The sequence below is a fragment of the Pseudomonas sp. TE31087 genome, assembly GCF_057284075.1.
The window spans coordinates 4,929,951-4,947,843 of record NZ_JBXVNN010000001.1 but is presented as its reverse complement, the minus strand read 5'-3'; the positions used below and the strand labels follow the sequence as shown (position 1 = coordinate 4,947,843).

Here is a 17,893-nt window from a genome sequence, read left to right as displayed (position 1 = left end):
GCCATCAGCGTTTGATCTGGCGCTGACGCACGGCCTCGAACAGGCACACCCCGGTCGCCACCGAGACGTTGAGGCTGCTGACGCTGCCCGCCATCGGCAGCTTGACCAGGAAATCGCAGTGCTCGCGGGTCAGGCGGCGCATGCCCTTGCCTTCGGCGCCCATGATCATCACCAGTGGGCCGGTCAGGTCCTGCTGGTAGATCTCCTGCTCGGCCTCGCCGGCAGTGCCGACCACCCACAGGCCACGCTGCTGGAGTTTTTCCAGGGTGCGGGACAGGTTGGTCACGGCCACCAGCGGAATCACTTCCGCGGCGCCGCAGGCCACTTTGCGCACCACGGCGGTCAGGCTCGCGGACTTGTCCTTGGGGATCACCACGGCGGTGGCGCCGGCAGCATCGGCGGTGCGCAGGCAGGCACCGAGATTGTGCGGATCGGTGACACCATCGAGCACCAGGATCAGCGGCGGCGTTTCGGTGCGCTCGAGCAACTCCTCGAGCATCAACTCGCCCCACACCTGGCTCGGACTCACCTCGGCGACCACGCCCTGGTGCACGCCCTCGACCCAGGTGTCGAGCTCACGGCGCTCGGCCTGGCCGACCTGGACGCGGTTTTCCGCGGCCAGGGCCAGCAAGGCCTGGATGCGCGGTTCGCTGCGCCCTTCGGACAGCCAGATCTGCTTGACGCGCTTGGGGTGGTGCTGCAGCAGTGCCTGCACCGCATGTACACCGTAGATCTTTTCCAGCTGACTCATGACTTGTTCTTGCCTTTACGTGGCGCGCCGGACTTGGGCGGCCCCTTGCGATGCTTGGTCGGCTTGCCGGAAGACTTGCCACCCTTCTCCGACTTGCTGCCAGCATGGCCGCTGGCGCGCGCCTCGCCCATCAGCGCCTTCTTCATCTCGCGACTCTTGCGCACCTCGGCGTTGCGCTGCACGGCGTCCTTCGGGAAGTAGGCGTCGGCGCTTTCGCTCTTGCGGCTACGCGGCTTGGGCGAAATCTTCGCTTCGGCGGCGGGAGCCTTTTCGGTTTCAGGCTGCGCTGCGGCACTGCGCGGCTTGCGGCCAACCGGTGCGGTAACGGTCTTCTCGGACATCTCGAAGTCGATCTTGCGCTGTTCGAGGTCGACGCGCATGACCTTGACTTCCACCGTATCGCCCAGGCGGAAGCTGCGACCGCTGCGCTCGCCCGACAGGCGGTGGTGCACCGGGTCGAAGTGGTAGTAGTCGCCCGGCAGGGCACTGACATGCACCAGGCCTTCGACATAGATGTCGGTCAACTCGATGAACAGGCCGAAACCGGTCACCGCGGTGATCACGCCCGGGAAGGTCTCGCCCACGCGATCACGCATGTACTCGCACTTGAGCCAGTTGACCACATCGCGTGTGGCCTCGTCGGCGCGGCGCTCGGTCATCGAGCACTGCTCGCCCATCTGCTCGAGGCTGTTCTCGTCGTACGGATAGATGCGCGCCTTGGGGATGCTCATGGCGCCGGCCCGCTTGACGTGCGGGGTATCGACCTTGGAGCGGATCACGCTGCGGATGGCACGGTGCACCAGCAGGTCCGGGTAGCGGCGGATCGGCGAGGTGAAGTGGGTGTAGGCCTCGTAGTTCAGGCCGAAGTGGCCGTTGTTCTCGACGCTGTACACCGCCTGGCTCAGCGAGCGCAGCATGACGGTCTGGATCAGGTGGAAGTCCGGGCGCCCGGCGATGCTCGCCAATAGTGCCTGGTAGTCCTTCGGCGACGGGTCCTTGCCCTTGTGCAGGCTCAGGCCCAGTTCACCGAGGAAGGCGCGCAGTTTTTCCAGGCGCTCTGGTGGCGGACCGTCGTGCACGCGGTACAGCGAAGGCACGTTGTGCTTCTGCAGGAATTCGGCGGTGGCGACGTTGGCCGCCAGCATGCACTCCTCGATCAGCTTGTGGGCGTCGTTGCGCACGGTCGGACGAATTTCGTCGATCTTGCGGTCTTCGCCGAAGATGATGCGGGTTTCCTGGGTTTCGAAATCGATCGCGCCACGGGTGTGACGGGCGTCGACCAGCACCTTGTACAGGTTGTACAGGTTCTTCAGGTCCGGCAGGACTTCCTTGTATTCCTCACGCAGCGCCTTGCCTTCACGGGTACGGGCATGCTCGAGCATGCTGCTGACCTTGTTGTAGGTCAGGCGGGCGTGGGAGTGGATCACCCCTTCGTAGAACTGGTAGTCGACCATCTGGCCGGCCTTGTTCATGGTCATTTCGCAGACCATGGCCAGGCGATCGACGTGCGGGTTCAGCGAGCACAGGCCGTTGGACAGTTCCTCGGGCAGCATGGGGATCACGCGCTCGGGGAAGTACACCGAGTTGCCACGCTGCTGGGCTTCGACGTCCAGGGCCGAGCCCAGGCGCACGTAGCTGGACACGTCGGCGATCGCCACATACAGGCGCCAGCCGCCGGAGAACAGGCGCAGCTTGCCCAGGGGTTCGCAATAGACGGCGTCGTCGAAGTCGCGGGCATCCTCGCCGTCGATGGTGACGAACGGCAGATGGCGCAGGTCGATGCGCTTCTCCTTGTCCTTCTCCTCGACTTCGGAGCGGAACTTGCGCGCTTCCTTGATCACGTCCTGCGGCCAGACATGCGGGATGTCATAGCTGCGCAGGGCGATGTCGATCTCCATGCCCGGCGCCATGTAGTTGCCGATCACTTCGATCACGTCGCCCTGGGGCTGGAAGCGCGGGGTTGGCCAGTGGGTGATCTTGATCGACACGAACTGGCCGATCTTGGCGCCGCCGTTACGCCCGGCGGTGACCAGCACTTCCTGCTGGATCTTCGGGTTGTCCGGGGTCACGTAGCCGATGCCGCCCTCTTCGAAGTAGCGGCCGACCACGCTTTCATGGGCGCGGGAGATGACTTCGACCAGCACGCCTTCGCGGCGGCCACGGCGGTCGACACCGGACACCCGGGCCAGGCCGCGGTCGCCGTCGAACACCAGGCGCATCTGTGCCGGGCTGAGGAACAGGTCCTCGCTGCCGTCGTCGGGGATCAGGAAACCGAAGCCGTCACGGTGGCCGGAAACACGGCCGCAGATCAGGTCGAGCTTGTCTACCGGGGCATAAGTGCCGCGCCGGGTATAGATAAGCTGGCCATCGCGTTCCATGGCACGCAGGCGGCGACGCAGGGCTTCGATCTGGTCTTCTTCGTAAAGACCGAACTCTTCAGCCAGCTGTTCACGGGCAGCCGGTTCGCCACGGTCGGCCAGGCGCTGCAGGATCAGCTCACGGCTGGGGATGGGGTTGTCGTATTTTTCCGCTTCGCGAGCGGCCTCGGGATCGAGGGATTGCCAATCGGCCATCAGAAGGGGTTCACCTTGGGGTATATAGATATGAATTCTGGCATAGGCGTATTGAAACCGGAAATGTCAGCCTTGGACAGCCCCGGCAGTGCGTCCGTCGTGCAGCAATAGGCCTGCGGAATCAACAAGTTGAATTTTTTGAATTTTTTTTCGTTCGAGGGGTTTACAGGCATCAGGAGCGTCCGTATAGTGCGCACCACAACGACGGACAACCCCGAAGTTGTAGTAGAGATGAACGACGCTGTAAAGCATCTTGTAATCTCGAATGTGTGCCCAGGTGGCGGAATTGGTAGACGCGCTGGTTTCAGGTATCAGTGACTTAACGGTCGTGGAAGTTCGAGTCTTCTCCTGGGCACCAAAATTTTTCAAGTAACAGATGACCAAGGATCTGTTACTACTGTGTGAAAGCGAACGATAGTCGCCTTCATCAGATGATGCAAAGCTTTGCCCAGGTGGCGGAATTGGTAGACGCGCTGGTTTCAGGTATCAGTGACTTAACGGTCGTGGAAGTTCGAGTCTTCTCCTGGGCACCATACAAAAACCCACTAGCTTGCTAGTGGGTTTTTTCTTGCCTGCGATTTTTGCAGCCACCCGACGCGCCCCCTGTAGGAGCGGCCTTGTGCCGCGAAAGGGTCGCACAGCGACCCCGGCGATCTTGACGTGAACGCTGAAACCTAGGGCCGCTGCGCGACCCTTTCGCGGCACAAGGCCGCTCCTACACAGATCCCATGAATTTCCCGTCATGCGCCCATTTGAGAAACAATTTCGTTTACCATTGTTTCCAAATATGTAGCCGTAAGCGAGGAAATACCCGCATGACGATCCGCCCGCAACCGCTGATGCGCACCCTGGCCGCCGCAGTTCTGAGCCTGGTGATCGGCGCTCCGGCCGCCCTGGCAGACGAACCGGTCACGCTGACGATGTACAACGGCCAGCACAAGGAAATCGGTGACGCCATCGCCAAGGCCTACGAGGCCAAGACCGGCATCCACATCAATATCCGCAAGGGCAGCAGCAACCAGCTGGCCAGCCAGATCATCGAGGAAGGCGCACGCTCGCCGGCCGACATCATCTACACCGAGGAATCCCCGCCCCTGAACAACCTGGGCGAACTGGGCCTGCTGGCGAAGATCGACGACGTCACCGCGAACATGATGCCCAAGGAATATGTGGGCGCCAACGGCACCTGGATGGGCATCACCGCGCGCACCCGTATCGTGGTGTTCAACCCGAAGAAGATCGACGAGAAAGACCTGCCGACCACGGTCATGGACTTCGCCAATCCCGAATGGGAAGGGCGTGTCGGCTACGTCCCCACCAGCGGCGCCTTCCAGGAACAGGCCGTGGCCATCCTGAAGATGCATGGCCGCGAAGCCACCGAAGAATGGCTGACCGGCCTGAAAGCCTTCGGCAAGACCTACACCAACAACATGGTGGCCCTCAAGGCCGTGGAAAAAGGCGAAGTGGCCGCGGTACTGGTGAACAACTACTACTGGTATGCCCTCGAGCGCGAGCGCGGCAAGCTGGACTCCAAGCTTTATTACCTGGCCGATGGCGATGCTGGCAACCTGGTGACCATTTCCGGCGCCGCGGTGGTCAAGGCCAGCAAGCACCCCAAGGAAGCCCAGGCCCTGCTCAACTGGATGGCCAGTGAAGAAGGCCAGCGGGTGATCACCCAGACCACCGCCGAATACCCGCTGCACAAAGGCATGGTCTCGGACCGTGGCCTGAAGCCGTTCGATGAGCTGCGCCCGCCGAAGATCTCGCCGGCCGACCTTGGCAATGCCGAGGAAGCGATCGAGCTTGAACGTGAGGTTGGCCTGCTCTGATGACCGCCGCCCTGCCCTCGCCCGCCTTGTCGCGCTTCGTACCGAAGCGCAAGCGACCCTCCGTCTGGGTGGTGTTGCCCGTGTTGTTCCTGGTGACGATGAGCCTGTTGCCATTGCTTTATGTCGGGCTCAAGGCCTGGGAAGCCGGCTGGCACGAAGCCCTGCGCCTGCTCTGGCGCCCGTTTGTCTGGGGTCTGCTGCGCAACACCCTGATGCTGATGGTCGGCGTCACCGTGCTGTGTCTGCTGGTTGGCGTGGCCCTGGCCTGGCTGCTGGAGCGCAGCGACCTGCCGGGGCGGCGCCTGTGGGGCGTGGTGCTGTGCCTGCCGTTCGCCGTGCCGTCGTTTGTCAGCAGCTTCACCTGGGTGTCGCTGAGTTCGGACTTCGAGGGCTTGGGTGGGGCCATTCTGGTGATGGCGCTGTCGAAATACCCGTTGGTGTTCCTGCCGGTGGCCGCCACCCTGCGCAACCTCGACACCTCGCTGGAGGAATCGGCGCGCACGCTGGGCTGCGGCCGCTGGGGCGTTTTCCACAAGATCACCCTGCCGCTGCTGTGGCCATCGATGCTGGGCGGCGCGCTGCTGATCGCCCTGCACATGCTGGTGGAGTTCGGCGCCCTGTCGATCCTCGGCCTGCAGACCTTCACCACGGCGATCTACCAGCAGTTCGAGCTGGAATTCAGCAACGCCAACGCGGGCCATGCTCTCGGCGGTGCTGTTGGTGCTGTGCCTGGCGATGCTGTGGCTGGAACTGCGGGTACGCGGCAAGGCCCGCCATGTGCGCATTGGCCAGGGTGTCGCTCGTCGCGCGCAGCCGCTGCGCCTGCGCGGCTGGATGCCACTGGGGCAGTTGTTCTGCCTGGCCCTGGCAGTGCTGGGCAGCGGCATTCCGCTGGCGATGCTCGGCTACTGGCTCAGCGTCGGTTCGTCGGCGGCCTTCCCGGTCGCGGCCATCGGCAAGGCCCTGGCCACCTCGCTGTCGGTATCCCTGGGCGGCGCCGGTTTCTGCGTGCTGCTGGCGCTGCCGATCAGCTTCCTGGTGGTGCGCTACAAGGGGCGCCTGGCGATCTGGGCCGAGCGCCTGCCGTACCTGCTGCACGCCCTGCCCGGGCTGGTGATCGCCCTGACCCTGGTGTTCTTCGCCCTGCACTATGTGCCGGCGCTGTACCAGACCACCGCGCTGCTGATCCTGGCCTATGCCTTGCTGTTCCTGCCCTTGGCGCAGTCGCCGGTGCGCACCGCGCTGAACAAGGCCTCGCCGACGCTGGAAGAAGCCGCGCGCACCCTGGGTGCTAGCAGTTTCGCGGCGTTCTGCCGGGTCACCCTGCCGATCATCTTCCCGGCGATGGCGGCGGCGTTCGCCCTGGTATTCCTGGATGCGATGAAGGAGTTGACCGCGACCCTGCTGCTCAGCCCGACCGGCATGACCACACTGGCCACCGAGGTATGGGCGCACACCGCCAACGTCGAGTTTGCGGCGGCGGCACCTTATGCGGCATTGCTGATCGTCGTGTCGGGATTGCCGGTGTATCTGCTGACCACGCGGATGTATCTGAACAAAGCCTGAGACGTCATCGCGAGACAGGCCCGCACGTATTCGTGTACCGGACACGTGGCGGGCTTGCCCTGCGATAACGCGCAAAACGAAACTTCCTACCCGCTCCTACGCGCATACCTACAAACCAGCACATTTCCTACAAAATTCCTCTACATCGGGTTGATTTCCACACCGTACGAGGGCCTATAGACTCGACACCATGAAAACATCCGGTGACCGTCTCAAAGCCCTCCTGCTGGAGTGCCACCTGACCCCTTCCGACTTTGCCGCCCAGCGCAAGGTCTCGTCGCAGCACGTCAACAACTGGTTCAAGCGCGGCGTGCCCCAGGCCCGGCTCGATGAAATCGCCGACCTGTTCTGCGTACGCAGGCGCTGGCTGCGCAGTGGCGAGGGACCGAAGCATCCGACGCCTCTGGCTCCCGCGACACCAACGGCACCGGCCCTGGCGTTGCCGCCGCTGCAGGCCCTGGACACGGACCTGATCCACCTGCCACTGCACCAGGTGCGCGATGGCAGCCTGCAGGCGCTACCAGGGCATTATCAGCCGATACCCCGGCGAGCCCTGGAGTGCCTGCAGGTCAACGCAGAAAAGGCCATCTGCCTCGGCATGCCAGGTAACAACATGGCCCCGCTGCTGCCCCAGGGCGCCCTGCTGGCCATCGAGCGCGGCTGCACCCGGGTGGTCGAAGGCGAATGCTACGCCCTGCTGCACAACGGTCGCCTGCGGGTGCAACACCTCACCCTTGGCCACAATGGCACGCTGTGCCTGCACAGCCATGACCGCCTCAACCATCCCAGTGAACGCTATACGGCCTATCAGCGCCGGGTGCAGAACGTGGAAATCCTCGGCTGGGTGTTCTGGTGGTCGAGCCTGCGCCCGGCACGCCCCGGCTGAAGCACCTCACTTTTTGCTGGGCATGTGCCACACACACGGGTATGCTACGCCGCACATCATGCCCCCTGATGGTGCAAGCCGCATTCCAGAGGGCCTGGCGACGTCTCACACAGCCGTCCGCCATCTTTTTCAGGCCATGTTGCCAACCGTTTAAGGCGGTTGCGGCTTATCAAAAATGAGCCAAGACCGTCCCCGAGAAGCCGGCCACAAGCCGGCTTTTTAATTCCTGTCGATTTCTCCAAGATGGCCTGCCCCGACGTCGCTCCTGCCGACGCCGGCTATCTGCTGCGGCAGGCTGCTCAACACCGGCCTGAACAGCATGCGCGATCGGTACCCGCCCCCCAGACTGCGTTCGACCATGCCTTCGGCACTCGGCACCGCGCCGCCATGCAAAGCCATGAACATCGACACGACCTCACGCACGTGCGCTTCGGCGTGCTCCCCCTGCAGCGGTGCACACAGGCCGATCAGTACGCGAAAATAGTCATCACCCTTGAGCAGGCAGAAGAAGCGTTTCGCCGACGTCTGCGCATCCTCGACGCGCAGACGACCTGCAAGCGAAGCACGCATCAGCAACTTGGTCATCTCCTTGAGCATGTGCTGTGCACCCGCCTCGTAGAACATGCAGGCCAGCTTCGGCTCCTGACGGGCCATCGCCACGATGATGCGTTGCAGCGCGACCGCCTCGCTGCTGCAGATCAGGTCCAGGTACTTGCCACCGATCTTGAGCAGAACCGACTCGATGCTGGCATGCGGCGAAAACTCGAACAGCCGCTCTGGCAGCTGCTCGTCGCACTTGGCCGTGATGGCTGCCGAGAACAACGTCGCCTTGTCACTGTAGTGGTTGTACACAGTCAGCTTCGAGACCCCCGCCTCGGCGGCGATCGCATCCATGCTGCTCCCCTCGTAGCCTTTGCTCAGAAAGAGGCTCTTAGCCGCTTCAAGGACTGCCTTGCGCTTCGCTTGATCCTTGGGACGACCCGATCTACTCACCATCACCGGTTGTTTGGACATCTGATTTCCATACCATTCTTGTTTAATTTTTAGATGACTGACCCCTCCAGCCCGCATTGCTGCGAGCCGGCCAGTCAAGTGTTGCAGGCTAAGACGGCCCGGTCGGCGACCAGGCAGCCGGCAAGGCTCAGGCTCCGTACGAAATGTATCTGCACTCGCCCATACTGCGTTCGTACAGACCCTAGGGCACGAACAATCGCTGCCCTTGCTGTGCATAGGTTTCGCTAGCCTCGGCCGTGCGGCCGGCACCGAAGACATCACTGATATCGAACGGCACCTTCACGCCACGTTGCGCTGCGGGGCGCTGCTCGATAACCGCCAGCCAGCGCCGCAGGTTCGGCAGGTCCTGCACATCGACACCCGACCACTCGTGGCCGCGAGCCCAGCACCAGTTGGCGATATCGGCGATGCTGTAGTCCCCGGCCAGGAACTCATGCTCGGCCAGACGCCTGTCGAGCACAGCCAACAGGCGCTTGCTCTCGGCCTGATAGCGAGCGATCACACTTGGAATGCGTTCTGGAAAGTAACGGTTGAAGACGTTGGCCTGGCCCATCATCGGGCCGACACCGCCCATCTGGAACATCAGCCACTGCATCACCGTCGAACGCGCCTTGGTCTCCTCGGGCAGAAGTGCGCCGTGCTTCTGGGCCAGATAGACCAGGATGGCGCCGGACTCGAAGACGCAAAAGTCCTCTGAATCACGATCGACGATCACTGGAATGCGGCTGTTGGGGTTCAACGCCCTGAAGGCTTCGCTTTCCTGCTCCCGCGCGGCAAGGTCCACCAGAATGGCCCGGTAGGGCGTGGCGAGCTCTTCCAGCATCACCGAGACCTTCCAACCGTTTGGCGTAGCATAGGTATACAAGTCAATCATCGGTTAATTCCTCGAACAGATCGTCTGACTGAATCAGCGTTCGGAAAGCGCAATGCCGGACACATCGGCGCTGGGTTCGGTGCGCCTGGCGAAATGGTGGATGAGGTAGGGTATGCCCACGGCGTTGCAGAACAGCGAGACGAAGATCGCCAAGGCGCAGAACACCCCGAACAGGCGGGTGAAATAGGATTCGCCCAGTCCGAGCACGAGGAACCCCGCACAGAGCACCAGCGCGCCGGTCCACAGCGCCTCGCCAATGTCCTCGAAGATCATCACCACCAGTTGCTGGGCCGACAGGTGCGCCGGGGCGTGCCGCGCGTGGTAGAAGCAATGCAGGGTTGCGTCCACCACCAGGCCGAACATGATGCAGCCGATCATCGAGGTACCCACATTGATCGACAGGCCCAAGGCCCCCATCACACCGAACACCGCCACCAGCGGCATGATGTTGACGACTACTGCGACGGCGGCGATCTTCCACGAACGAATGAGCAGGTAAAACGCGACCAGCATGCAGGCGACCGCGAACAGGATGCTCCACAGCATGCCGTCGAGCAGCAACTTGACCATCGCCGACTGCATCACCGAGTACGATGTCAGGCTGTGCTCGAACACACTCGGCTGCCGGTCGAGGTAATCGTTCACCTGGTCAAGCACCTGCTGCAGCTGGGCGTGAGGCATTTGCTGCAGGCGCACGCGCACTCGGGTGGACTGGTTGTCGTAGTCGATGAAACGCGTCAGTTCGTGGTCCGGCCCCGCCAGCGAGTAGGTGAAGACGTATTGCTCGGCCGCCTCCCGACTGTCGGGCAATACCTGGAAGCGCGGGTCGCCTCCATTCATCTCGCGATGGATATCGCGCAGGAAGTCGACCACCGACAAGGTCTTGTCCACCCCAGGGATTCGCCCGAGGTAATCCTGCAGCGCGGCGATCTCGCGCAACGCAGCGGGTTCGAGTACCCCGCCCTTGTCCTGGGTCCGCAGGCTGACCTCAAGGTTGGACACGCCACCGAGCTCACGCTCGACGAAGTCCGTGGACACCTTCACCGGTGCTGACCGATCGATGAAGTTGAGGAACGAGGCTTCCACATGCAGGCGACCGATCGGCAGCAGCGCCAGGGCCACCACCGCGACCGTCAGCAACGGCAGCGTGCGCGGCGAACGATACAACGGCGCGAGGCGCTCCACCCACCTGGCATGGTGCTTGTGCTCGGACCGTCGCACGCGCCTGGCCGGCGCGCACTCAAGCAGGAACGGCATCACCAGGTAGGACAGCACATAGGCAAGGATTGCCGCCAGCGCGGCGATCACGCCGAACGAGCGGATGGGCGCCACCTCGCTGACCGCCAGGGTGAGAAAGCCGATGGCCGTGGTGAAGGAGGTGAGGAAACACGGCACGAAGTTCTGCCGCAGCGAGCGACGTGCGGCCTCGAGCACCGGCAGGCCGTCGTTGAGGCCCTGCCGGTGGGTATCCAGCAGGTGCAGGCAATCCAGCACGGCGACGCACATCATGATCGACGGCAGGCCGACCGTGACCGCGTTCATCGGCAACCCCAGGCGTCCCATGCTGCCCAGCAGCAGCGCCGTGCACAGGGTCACGACGGCCATCACCACCCAGACATCGCCCAGGTTGCGCAGGAACGCCAGCAGCAACACCAGCAGCACCAGCGAAGTCAGAGGAATGAAGACCTTGAGATCCTTCCACATGTCGCTGGTCACCTGTTGCTCGACCACCGGCTCGCCGGCGACGTGGTACAGGGTGAAGCCGCTGCCTTGCATGATCGGCGCCACGCTCGCCAGGATCCGCTCGAACTTGCCTTCGCCAGCCGCCGAGCGTACCTCGATGAGGATCGCCGCCACACTGCCCGTCCGGCGAGATCAGGTCACGCTGGTACAAGGGGCTGGCGCGCAGCTTGTCGAGCACCCGTTGGCGATCGTACTGCGTCGGCTGGGCCAGCGCCTCGGCCACCGGCAGGATATCCAGCGCCTGCTCCTGGCCATGAATGATGTTGACCGAGGCGATGCTGGTCGCCTTGGCCACGTCGGGCAACTGCTTGAAGCGCTCGGTGACCGCCTCGAGCCTGGCCATCGCCTGGTCGCTGAACAACGCCTGGGGTGGCAGGGCAATCACCACCATGCGGTCTTCACCGAAGCGCTGCTTGAACGCTTCGTACTGCTGGCGCTCGGTGTTGCCTTCAGGCAGGAAGGAGTCGATTGACGCATCGAACCGCAGTCCCAGCGCACCGGGCGCGATTGCCAGCACGGCAATCAATACCCACAGCGCATTCAACCTGCGCCAGTTGATCAGAAATCGAATGATTGCATCCATGCCCATGGGTGTACCTCGCGCGATGGCGATCCTTTCATTGTCGTCGGTGCATCAGCCGGCCCTGGCGGCCAGCTGAGCGATGATTAACCCGGCAATACCAAACAGGCAGACGACACCCACGGCATAGGCCAGGGTCCGCCATGGCTGCCAGCGCGCCAGGTAGGTCACGGTGTGCACGATGCGTGCAGCGGTGAACAGCGAGAACAGCCATACCGCAGGCCCTGCCGGTCCCTCGAGCAGCACGTAGATGCCACCGAGCACGAAGAACAATGGAATGTTCTCCAGGTCGTTCATCCACGCCTGGGAGGCGCGGGAGACCTGCGGCAATTCCTCGGCACTGGCGGGGCGGCCGACGAACCCGGCATCTTCGGCATTCTTGAAGGTCAGGCGGCCAATCCGGTATGCGCCCTGGTAGAGCGAGATCGCGAACATCTTGGCGAACAGCACCAGGACACACAGGGTGTAGCTGTACAGAACAACGCTCATATCTACTCCTTTAGATAACTTCCGGTGTTTTGGTCGATGCCCCGGCGGTTCAGGCCTCCGGGGCAACTCCAGTGTAACAGCCGGGCTCTTTTCAACCGGAGCTTAAAGCGATACGCGCCGCACGAATTCCTCGGTGTCGAACTCGAACGCAAGCTTTGCGCCGGTCGCCTTGTCCGAGCCCCAGCCTTCCTTGAGCACGGTCATCACGGTCTGGCGGAAGCGTGGCGAGGTCACCCACATCAGCGAGAACATCTTGTTGCCCATGATCATCTTGTTGATCGCCCGCGAGGCAATGGCCAGCGAAGGCACCGGGGTCTCGACGCAGTGCCACCACCAGTGTGGCGAGAACAGCACGTCACCCGCCTCCAGGGTGGTGGTGTACTTGGGAATGTAGCGATACAGCGGATAGCCGTCGGCCTCGATCTCGTCGTGGCTCTTGCGCCAGTCGAGCATGGTTGCGGCGTAGAACATGTCCTTGCGGGTAATCGGGTGCATCCACATCGAGTGCTTGGGATGCACGAAGGTCCACTTCTTGACGCCGCTGATCATGGTGAAAAGGTTCGGTCCCCCGGTGCAGTGCCAGCCCGAAATCACCCCGCCGGCAGACAGGAACATCTGCGTCGACATGATCCGCTTGTCGCGGGTGCTCAGGTAGCGCCCCAGGGTCGGCAGGTCGAGTTCCTGGCGCAGCTCGGGGTGCTTGTTGAACAGGTCCTCGGTGTGGCCCGGGTAGTAGGTACCTCCGCCAAGGATGTTCTCCACCACTTCGGCGATCGGCAGGTCGATGTACTGCAGCGCCTTCTCGTTCAGTTCGTTGCCCCGCACGCGGGTCGCCACCTTGACATCGCCGTAGTGCTCGGCAAGGTATTGCGGGGTCCATTTGCGCACTGACTCCCAGTCCTTGGCAGCGCCGCGGAACACCACCGGGGTGTTGGGTTCCAGGTAGATCTTGTGGAAGTTTTCCGGCGACAGGTCCTTGAGCTCGACCTCCGGCACCGGCAGCGTCGGAGCGTCGCCGTAGGCCCGGGACTGCTCCTGGATGCGCGCCTCGATGCGCCGGGTGCGCTCGATGCATGCCTGCGAGCCATAGGGGCCATGCTCCTTGCGCCCGACGAAATAGTAGCGGCGGAGGAAATCCGCCCAGTACTGGCTACGGGTCAGCCAGTCGATCTTCGGGTCGTGGGTCAGGTCGATGGTCGGGAAATCCACGTGGGCGAAACTGCCGGAATTCATCACTTTGTCCATTGCTATCACTCTCCCTGTTGTCTTATTGGGTTTCACTGTTGAAATGCGCTGCGACGTCCTGCGGCGCACCTTGCACCGCACCGCTGCCGAACAGCCGAGCCAGGGCCTGGACAGACCACTCGGTCAAGCCGATATCCTGGAGCTGCGCCATGGGGTTGCCGAACAGGAACTGGCGCACATGCGGGCGCAGTTCGAGCGACAACAGGTCGATGCGAATCGCCACGGCCGGGGTGTTGTAGTTGCTGTAGTAGCGCACCTCGGAGATCGCGCTCACCCCCATGAAGCGGTACAAGGCCTGGTGCTTGGGCGGTACGGCGAACACCACGTCGGTACAGCCGCGGGTGACCTTGGCGTGTTGCAGGGCGATGCGGAACAGCGAGTACACGCACAACATGCGCTCGGGGTCATGGATGCTGTAGTTCATCGCCCCGAAGTGCTCGGTGCTCACCGCCAGCATGCCGAACTCGACCAGACGGCGACCTTGTTTGCGCAAGGGCGCCAGGCAATCCTCGAACACCGCGTCCATCGGCAAGGCTGCCACCGAGTCGGGAATCGAGGTCAGGGTCATCGCCACCTCCCCCTCCACCTTGCCGACGAAGGTCACGGTCTGCGGGTTGAGCAGGAAGCTGTTGGTGTACAGCCCATTCTGCGCGGGCGCTGCCAGGCCCTTGCGGAAGTAGGCGCCATAGACCAGGCGATAGGCGGCCTCGCGGTCGTCGATCGATTTGGCCTGCCCCAGCAACACCGGTGCGCTGGAGTGCAGTTCGCTGGCCGGGCAACGCGGTTGGTGATCCGGCTGTTCGCCAGCCTCGGCGATCGCCTGGTCAACCCTCAGGCGCTGGCACAGGTGCTTCACCTCGCGCGGCCATTGCCCGCCATTGCAGGTTTCGCAAGGCAGGCAATGCAAACGCACGACCGCGCCGATGGCCTCCACCTGCACGACCTGCGCCTCGAAGGCCAGGTCGCGCCGAGCGATGTCGTCGCGGCCCTGCAGTGTCAGCACCTGGCCCACGCGTACTGCCAGGGTCGTCTCCAGCAACAGTGCCGACTCGCTCAGCGAACATAGCCGCGCCGTGCCCCGGACATCGTCGACGCTCAGGATCCAGGTCCCCCCTGCCTCGTCAACACATCGTTTTTCTACGTCTGTACTCAACAAAGGTCTCATCAGCTTCACTTCCTATCGATTGAACGAGAACATCCCTATCGCTACCTTTCGAAGCCCAGATCCATGCGTGTCGTGCTCCTCCCTGCCAGTTGCGTCATTGCTCAAGGGTTTTCCAGCACTGGCCGCTCTCGACCTTCGCGCGTTGCCACGACCCGTGCGCTTGAGGCGGTGGGCGCAGGCTCGCGCGGCCGGATCAGCCGGACGATCGGCAAGGTGATGACCGTCGCCGCGAGTGCGACAACCATGAGAATCGCGTAGAGGTCGGTCGTGATGACGCCGATCTCCAGCCCGACCGTCAGCAGGATGATTTCCATCACCCCCTTGGTGTGCATCAGCGTCGCCACGACGAATGCGTCGGGACGGCAAAGCCCCGTGCAGCGCGCCACCAGGTACGAAACCCCAGCCTTGCCCAGCGCGCCGACCAGCAGGAACAAACCGCCCCATGCCAGCAGGCCCGACCAGCTACCTGCCTCGATGTTCACGTTCATCGCCGCCGTGCCAAAGAACAGGGGTGCGAAGAACAGGTTGACCAAGGCCTGCGGTCCCTTTTCCCAGAACTCGCGAAGGCCCTGGTGACGGCGGAAGGCGATCCCGGCGATGAAGGCGCCGATGGTCACGTGGGCGTTGGCCAGGTCGGTGATGACACAGAAGGTGAACAGCACGATCAGCGCCGCGACCAGTGGCCGTGACGGATCACTGCCGGCGGTCGCGGACGAAGGCGCGACCAGGCGGCGGCTGACCACGAACTCGGCCACCGCCACCAGCACGATCAGGGTGATGCCGGAATACAGAATGCTCGCCGAGCCCGTGCTCGATAGCAGCACCAGCACCAGGGACAGGGCGAACCAGGCGAGGATGTCGGTGATCACCGCTGCGTTCATCACCAGCGGCGCCAGCCGGTGGTGGAGAAAACGCGGATCGGCGAGGATGCCGGCCAGCACCGGGACAGCGGTGGCCGCCATCGCGACGCCAAAGAACAGCATGTAGGGCAGCCGATCGACATGGCCGGAGAACACGCCGTGGCTGGCATAGCCAAGCAGCACCCCAGCCAGTCCCGCGCCGATGAAACCGAACACCGCGATCGGCAGCGCCCCACCAGCCTTGGCCTGCGATCCACCATGGCTCCCCGAGCCGGTTTCCAGCCCCAGGCCAAACATGATGAAGATCAGGCCGATCTTGCCCAGCGCCATCAGGCCGGTGACGTTGGCGAACAACGCGCCGGTCAGGCCGGGATCGATCGCGCCCAGTACCATCGGCCCGACGATCACGCCGGTCAACAGATACCCGATGACTGCGGGCTGACCCAACCAGAAACTGACGCGGCCCAGACAGTGGGAGACCCCGAGGATCACCAGCAATTGCATGAAGATGTTTGCCGAGTTCATGGTCGATCAATCCTTGCGCGCCGCAGCGCCTGAGTGCTGTCCGATGAGTCGTCCATCGCCGAAGGGTTCGACCGGCCGCTGCCCGGGGTTGGTCGGGTGCACGCGCCAGCGAGCAGCAACGGCGTGCAACGTGACCACCAGCAACGCGGCCAGGCAGACGAGGACGCTGTAGAGAATCGCCGGGATCGCCATGTCGACACTGCCCAGCAGGCTGGCGATGACCAGCGCCAGGGCACTGTTCTGGATGCCGATCTCGACAGTGATCGAACGGGTCTGGGCACTGCCGAGCCCCGCCATCCTGGCTGCCAGCCAGGCAAGGCCCATGGTGCTGCCGAACAGCGCCACCAGGCTGAAGCCCAGGCGCGCGGCATAGGCCTGCAGCAGCGGGAATTCCTTCACCACCACCACCAGGATCATCAGCATGAGGAACGCGAAGCCGAGTATCCGCAGCAGCGGTTCCAGACGTTTGCAAGCAGTCGGCCAGAGCCGCGCCAGCCCCATGCCCAAGGCCAAGGGCAACAAGGTGAGGAGGAACAGGCGCACGACGGTGTCGGCCATCGGCAGTTGCACGGTCTGGCCGAGAACGCCGTAGTGGGCCAGCGCCAGCGCCACCAGCAGCGGCACGCTGATGAAGGCGATGCAACTGGAAATCACGGTCAGCGAGATCGACAGCGCCACGTCGCCCTTGAGCAGGTAGGTGATGGTGTTTGAGGCCACCCCGCCCGGACACAGGCACAGCACGATCACCCCCAGGGCCAGGGTGCCGTCGAGCGCAAACACCCAGTTCACCCAGAGCCCCATCAATGGCAGCAGCAGCACCTGCCCCAAGGTGCCGATGGCGACCCCGGTCGGCGCCTGCAGCAGGTCGACGAAGTCCTTGCGGCGCAGGCCCAGCCCCATGCCGATCATCATCACGAACAACAGCACCGGGGCGATCAGCCTGGCCAGTTCTATGGTTTGCATGCGTGTTCTCCTGGCTGGCCCAGGCCCAACTGGGCCTGGAGAAATGCCACCACCGCCTCTTGGGCCAGGTAAGTGGGGTGGTCCTGTTCGTCGACATAACTCACGCCCAGCACCGAATGGGCCCAACGCCCGATGCCATGGGGGTTGTCCGCCGACGAGTCGATTTCGCAAGCGACGAAACGCTCGCCGAAAGCCTGCTTCAGGCTTTCGAAACGGGCGTCTGGGACCGCCGGGTCACCGGTGAAGCGCAGGCCGAGTACAGGAATGGCCTGTTCGGTCGAGCGCCGTACGACAGCGTCCAGCGTGTCCTGCTCGATACCCAGCGCACCGGCCTTGGCAGCGGACAGGGCGAAGGGCAGCGAGGGGTTTGCCAACACAGGGGCGATGACTGCAGGGTCCGCCATCATGGCCAAGCCAAAGCCACCGGTCAGGCACATGCCGATCACCCCCACTCCTGGGCCTGGACTGGCCGCGTGCGCCGCTCGGGCCAAGGCCCGCAGCCAGTCGGTAATCGGGCTGCTGCGCCGGCTGGCCAGGACCCGGAACTCCCGCGAGATGCAGACCTGGCCCATGCAACCGGCCACCGACAACGCCGAGACCCGCACCCCTGGCTTGCCGAACAACACTGGCATCCACACGCCAAGGCCCGCATCGGCAAGCCGCCGGGCCAGGCGCACCACGCCATCGTGCAGTCCGGGGACTTCGTGCATGAGCACCACCGCGGGCCCCTCGCCCAGGCGAAAGACCTGGCGAGTCACGCCCTCGTGGGAAAACTGGAAATCCGAGCAACCTGCGAAAAGGTCGCCAGCGAGCGCTAGATCGTTCATTCA

Annotated in this window: 13 protein-coding genes, 2 tRNA genes and 2 pseudogenes; 6 read left to right on the top strand and 11 right to left on the bottom strand. The window is 63.5% G+C overall.

Annotated elements, in window-relative coordinates:
- Window positions 1-4 precede the first annotated feature (4 nt).
- A complete protein-coding gene (gene rlmB, locus ACZ899_RS22355; RefSeq protein ID WP_203650176.1) occupies window positions 5-751 on the bottom strand; it encodes a 23S rRNA (guanosine(2251)-2'-O)-methyltransferase RlmB in 747 nt (248 codons plus the stop codon).
- Window positions 748-3,324, bottom strand: coding sequence for a ribonuclease R (gene rnr / locus ACZ899_RS22350; protein WP_203650175.1), 2,577 nt, complete (start codon window positions 3,322-3,324; stop codon window positions 748-750). The genes rlmB and rnr overlap by 4 nt, the downstream gene beginning before the upstream one ends.
- A gap of 271 nt (window positions 3,325-3,595) precedes the next feature.
- Between rnr and ACZ899_RS22345 the strand changes: the two genes are divergently transcribed.
- From ACZ899_RS22345 to ACZ899_RS22325, 5 genes and pseudogenes are all read left to right on the top strand, one after another.
- A tRNA-Leu gene (locus tag ACZ899_RS22345) sits at window positions 3,596-3,682 on the top strand.
- 88 nt (window positions 3,683-3,770) lie between these two features.
- Window positions 3,771-3,857, top strand: a tRNA-Leu gene (locus ACZ899_RS22340).
- A gap of 282 nt (window positions 3,858-4,139) precedes the next feature.
- Complete coding sequence (locus tag ACZ899_RS22335) at window positions 4,140-5,153, top strand: extracellular solute-binding protein (protein ID WP_203650167.1); 1,014 nt, start codon at window positions 4,140-4,142, stop codon at window positions 5,151-5,153.
- Window positions 5,153-6,719, top strand: a pseudogene (locus ACZ899_RS22330) (ABC transporter permease). Before ACZ899_RS22335 ends, ACZ899_RS22330 begins: the two are co-directional and overlap by 1 nt.
- Before the next feature lie 190 nt (window positions 6,720-6,909).
- Entirely contained in the window at window positions 6,910-7,605 is a 696-nt protein-coding gene (locus tag ACZ899_RS22325) for a LexA family transcriptional regulator (RefSeq protein WP_234560591.1), read from the top strand.
- 396 nt (window positions 7,606-8,001) lie between these two features.
- Here the strand turns inward: ACZ899_RS22325 and ACZ899_RS22320 are convergent.
- The 3 genes and pseudogenes from ACZ899_RS22320 to ACZ899_RS22310 form a co-directional block, all read right to left on the bottom strand.
- Window positions 8,002-8,619: pseudogene (locus ACZ899_RS22320) on the bottom strand (TetR/AcrR family transcriptional regulator); the annotation flags it as partial.
- 181 nt (window positions 8,620-8,800) lie between these two features.
- The gene (locus ACZ899_RS22315) at window positions 8,801-9,493 is read right to left on the bottom strand and encodes a glutathione S-transferase family protein (RefSeq protein WP_203650154.1); all 693 of its coding nucleotides are present in this window, start codon (window positions 9,491-9,493) and stop codon (window positions 8,801-8,803) included.
- Window positions 9,494-9,526: 33 nt separating this feature from the next.
- Window positions 9,527-11,350 carry an efflux RND transporter permease subunit gene (locus tag ACZ899_RS22310; protein ID WP_485627771.1) on the bottom strand — a complete coding sequence of 608 codons (1,824 nt, stop codon included), beginning with the start codon at window positions 11,348-11,350 and terminating at the stop codon, window positions 9,527-9,529.
- On the opposite strand from ACZ899_RS22310, the gene ACZ899_RS22305 reads away from it, so the two are divergent.
- Window positions 11,334-11,708: a hypothetical protein gene (locus ACZ899_RS22305; RefSeq protein ID WP_485627769.1), complete on the top strand. Its 375-nt coding sequence runs from the start codon at window positions 11,334-11,336 to the stop codon at window positions 11,706-11,708. The genes ACZ899_RS22310 and ACZ899_RS22305 overlap by 17 nt on opposite strands.
- A gap of 162 nt (window positions 11,709-11,870) precedes the next feature.
- Here the strand turns inward: ACZ899_RS22305 and ACZ899_RS22300 are convergent, their stop codons facing one another.
- The 6 genes from ACZ899_RS22300 to ACZ899_RS22275 form a co-directional block, all read right to left on the bottom strand.
- Window positions 11,871-12,305, bottom strand: a complete 435-nt coding sequence (locus ACZ899_RS22300; RefSeq protein ID WP_028690310.1) for an MAPEG family protein — start codon at window positions 12,303-12,305, stop codon at window positions 11,871-11,873.
- 102 nt (window positions 12,306-12,407) lie between these two features.
- Entirely contained in the window at window positions 12,408-13,550 is a 1,143-nt protein-coding gene (locus ACZ899_RS22295; protein ID WP_203650143.1) for a cupin-like domain-containing protein, read from the bottom strand.
- A gap of 22 nt (window positions 13,551-13,572) precedes the next feature.
- Window positions 13,573-14,703, bottom strand: coding sequence for an N-acyl amino acid synthase FeeM domain-containing protein (locus tag ACZ899_RS22290; protein ID WP_234560590.1), 1,131 nt, complete (start codon window positions 14,701-14,703; stop codon window positions 13,573-13,575).
- A 113-nt stretch (window positions 14,704-14,816) separates the two neighbouring features.
- Window positions 14,817-16,100 (bottom strand): cation:proton antiporter, encoded by a 1,284-nt coding sequence (locus tag ACZ899_RS22285; RefSeq protein ID WP_232856635.1) that lies wholly within the window; start codon window positions 16,098-16,100, stop codon window positions 14,817-14,819.
- Between the two features lie 6 nt (window positions 16,101-16,106).
- Window positions 16,107-17,063, bottom strand: coding sequence for a bile acid:sodium symporter family protein (locus tag ACZ899_RS22280; RefSeq protein WP_203650135.1), 957 nt, complete (start codon window positions 17,061-17,063; stop codon window positions 16,107-16,109).
- Window positions 17,051-17,890, bottom strand: a complete 840-nt coding sequence (locus ACZ899_RS22275) for a dienelactone hydrolase family protein (RefSeq protein ID WP_203650133.1) — start codon at window positions 17,888-17,890, stop codon at window positions 17,051-17,053. Before ACZ899_RS22275 ends, ACZ899_RS22280 begins: the two co-directional genes overlap by 13 nt.
- Window positions 17,891-17,893: the final 3 nt, after the last annotated feature.

Coding starts and splice junctions, on each gene's coding strand:
- rlmB (WP_203650176.1), bottom strand. CDS start 751: ATGAGTCAGCTGGAAAAGATCTACGGTGTACATGCGGTGCAGGCACTG.
- rnr (WP_203650175.1), bottom strand. CDS start 3,324: ATGGCCGATTGGCAATCCCTCGATCCCGAGGCCGCTCGCGAAGCGGAA.
- ACZ899_RS22335 (WP_203650167.1), top strand. CDS start 4,140: ATGACGATCCGCCCGCAACCGCTGATGCGCACCCTGGCCGCCGCAGTT.
- ACZ899_RS22325 (WP_234560591.1), top strand. CDS start 6,910: ATGAAAACATCCGGTGACCGTCTCAAAGCCCTCCTGCTGGAGTGCCAC.
- ACZ899_RS22315 (WP_203650154.1), bottom strand. CDS start 9,493: ATGATTGACTTGTATACCTATGCTACGCCAAACGGTTGGAAGGTCTCG.
- ACZ899_RS22305 (WP_485627769.1), top strand. CDS start 11,334: ATGAGGATCGCCGCCACACTGCCCGTCCGGCGAGATCAGGTCACGCTG.
- ACZ899_RS22300 (WP_028690310.1), bottom strand. CDS start 12,305: ATGAGCGTTGTTCTGTACAGCTACACCCTGTGTGTCCTGGTGCTGTTC.
- ACZ899_RS22295 (WP_203650143.1), bottom strand. CDS start 13,550: ATGGACAAAGTGATGAATTCCGGCAGTTTCGCCCACGTGGATTTCCCG.
- ACZ899_RS22285 (WP_232856635.1), bottom strand. CDS start 16,100: ATGAACTCGGCAAACATCTTCATGCAATTGCTGGTGATCCTCGGGGTC.
- ACZ899_RS22280 (WP_203650135.1), bottom strand. CDS start 17,063: ATGCAAACCATAGAACTGGCCAGGCTGATCGCCCCGGTGCTGTTGTTC.
- ACZ899_RS22275 (WP_203650133.1), bottom strand. CDS start 17,890: ATGAACGATCTAGCGCTCGCTGGCGACCTTTTCGCAGGTTGCTCGGAT.